Annotated in this window: 4 protein-coding genes; 2 read left to right on the top strand and 2 right to left on the bottom strand. The window is 62.2% G+C overall.

Going from position 1 to position 2,307, the window contains the following annotated elements; all coding sequences use genetic code 11:
• A partial coding sequence (locus MKK63_RS00025) for a DUF892 family protein (RefSeq protein ID WP_243997527.1) occupies positions 1-498 on the top strand: 498 nt, incomplete at its 5' end.
• Between the two features lie 438 nt (positions 499-936).
• Positions 937-1,323 carry a hypothetical protein gene (locus MKK63_RS00030; RefSeq protein ID WP_243997529.1) on the top strand — a complete coding sequence of 129 codons (387 nt, stop codon included), beginning with the start codon at positions 937-939 and terminating at the stop codon, positions 1,321-1,323.
• Here the strand turns inward: MKK63_RS00030 and MKK63_RS00035 are convergent.
• Both MKK63_RS00035 and MKK63_RS00040 read right to left on the bottom strand, forming a co-directional pair.
• Positions 1,275-1,577, bottom strand: a complete 303-nt coding sequence (locus tag MKK63_RS00035; RefSeq protein WP_243997531.1) for a hypothetical protein — start codon at positions 1,575-1,577, stop codon at positions 1,275-1,277. The two genes, MKK63_RS00030 and MKK63_RS00035, sit on opposite strands and share 49 nt — an antisense overlap.
• A 279-nt stretch (positions 1,578-1,856) precedes the next feature.
• Positions 1,857-2,282 (bottom strand): MucR family transcriptional regulator, encoded by a 426-nt coding sequence (locus MKK63_RS00040; protein ID WP_243997533.1) that lies wholly within the window; start codon positions 2,280-2,282, stop codon positions 1,857-1,859.
• Positions 2,283-2,307 lie beyond the last annotated feature (25 nt).

Consider the following 2,307-nt stretch of genomic DNA (forward strand, 5'->3'; position numbering starts at 1 on the left):
GTGAGCAACGTAAAGCAGGCGATGGACACCTACTTGAACGGATTGCGTAACCAGCATGCGGTCGAGACCCAGGCTATCGGCACCATTCAGAACGAACTGCCGCGGATGAAGGCCTACCCAGAGCTGCATTCCAAGATGGAGACGGACCATGAGCGGTCGGTCACGCAAGCTGCCCGGCTCGATAACCTTCTTGAGAAGCACGGATCTAAGAAGTCGCTGCTTAAGGAGGCGGTTACCGGCGCGGTCGCGACAGTGGCAGGCTTCGCTCATGCCGGCGCAGGCGACGAGGTGCTGAAAAACGTCCTGGCTGCAATCGGCTTCAAGGCCTACGAAATCAGCTCCTACAAGGTGTTGCTCGCACTGGCCGACGCGGCCGGTGCCGGCGATGATAAGTCGATCTTGGAGCAATCGATGAAGGAGGAGCAGGAGATGGGTGATTGGCTGGGCAGCCATCTCCCGAATTTTGTGCAGGCCTATCTCGCTCAGAAGTCAGCATAGCCGTCGGCAGTTGCATAGCCCAATCGGCGTGCTTGTCGCGGGCGGATATTTCGCCCGCCTCACCCGTTGTACTTATCCGCGCGATGGTCAGTTCCGCCGCTGGCGGATAAGGATTATCCTCAAGACAATTATGATGGCTGCCACTCTGGCGGTCGCTGTGTTCGGTGTGGCGCTGACGTCTGCAGCCTACCGGTTCGCACCGGTATCGAAGCATATAGCAGGTGGAGATATTGTTCTGGTCGGTGGAATTAGCACTGCCGCATTGGGCAGTCTCGGAGCCCTCCTGCAGATTTTCACCATCTAATCTGCAGGCGTGATAAGCCCCGCCATCCCATGATCAGATCGGGCGGCGGGGCCGAGCCGTTTTTCCAATCTGGGTCAGGCAACCCCGCTTCTGGCCGCATGGCCTCTCAACCGCGCTTACCGTAGCTCGGCCTGATGTCAGCCAGCCTCGCCCCCACCCTGATCCCGAACCCCGTCGCCATCTGGCACGGCGCCATCGAGAACCTCTCGCCGCACGCCTCGCCCTGCCGATATCTGGCCCCGGCCAAATGGGCGACGATCCGCGAGAACGCGATCGGCTTCTGCGACCGGTTCGGCGCTGAAGCCCACCGCCTTGGCTGGACGGCGCAGGAGCTATTCGCGGTCCATCCGGAGCACGGCACGATCCGGGTTGATCACTGCGGTGTGCTGATGGTCGGGATCCAGCCGGCCATAGGCGTCGAGACGACCCGGATCCTGTTCGCGCGGACCGCCGGCTATCGGAATGGGCCGGGTCAGGTCTGGGGTATCCCCGTCTGGGAGTTCGCCGCGCGGGCCCGCTGACGATCGGCCTCGTCCTCGGCCGCACGCTGCCTTTTGATGGCGCTCAGCTGATGAAGCCGAAGGATGGCTTGCTCATGCGCTTGCACGACACGGGTATCGCCGAGCGCTTGCTCGATCTGTCGCCGATGCCAGGCGCGCAGATCGGCTAGCACCTGCAGGTCTCCCGTCTGCTCCTCAGTCATGTCCACCCTCACCCAGATCATACCGGGCTGGGCAAGCGGCTGGAGGTTCAAGAGGATTTCAGCGTCATCCACACGGTACCACCACAATCTCGGTAGTCATCCTACGCGCCGGTTGAACCTTGCCGCCGCCTCGGTCTGCTCGTTTGTCACTTCGAACTTGCGGCGCATGTCGCCGACGCTGGGGATCTCTTTGGCCATGGAGGGGAGCTACCGTGGCTTCCCTGCCCCGTCCATGCTGAGGCAGTCAGACCCGCATCATAAACGCGGTCGGATCGTAGGCGTACGGGGCTAGCGCCGCCTACGATCCAGCTATCCGACCAGGCTGTGCATCACACCAGCGGGATCGCACGACTAAGCAGCCCGACGCCGCCCCTTAGGTAGACGCTTGGCCATAGCACCGGGCTGTCCGAGGCCAATCGCCTTCGCCAGGGCAGAGCGCTTCTCGGCGTAGCTCGGTGCGACCAACGGATAATCGGCCGGCAGGCCGTAGCGCTCGCGGTAGGCCTTCGGGTCGAGGCCGTGCTTGGTCAGATGGCGCTTCAGCGTCTTGTAGGTCTTGCCGTCGATGAAGCTGACGATCCCGTCGGCCTGGACCGACTTGCGGATCTGGAGGGCGCTCGGCCGGTCGATCACAGGTTCAGCTGAGGTGATCGAAGTGCTACCCGCAGTCAGTGCTCCGATGGCGGTGTACACGCTGTGGATGAGGTTCGGCAGCTCAGAGGCTGGCACAGAATTGTTCGCTACGTAGGCGGCAACGATATCACCTGCCAATTCGATGAAGTTAGGGCTATGCTCTGCGACC

The sequence above is a fragment of the Methylobacterium sp. J-088 genome (assembly GCF_022829295.1).
GTDB lineage: Bacteria > Pseudomonadota > Alphaproteobacteria > Rhizobiales > Beijerinckiaceae > Methylobacterium.

Excerpts from the sequence above, each read along its gene's own strand:
- MKK63_RS00030 (WP_243997529.1), top strand. The coding sequence starts at position 937 with ATGTCAGCCAGCCTCGCCCCCACCCTGATCCCGAACCCCGTCGCCATC.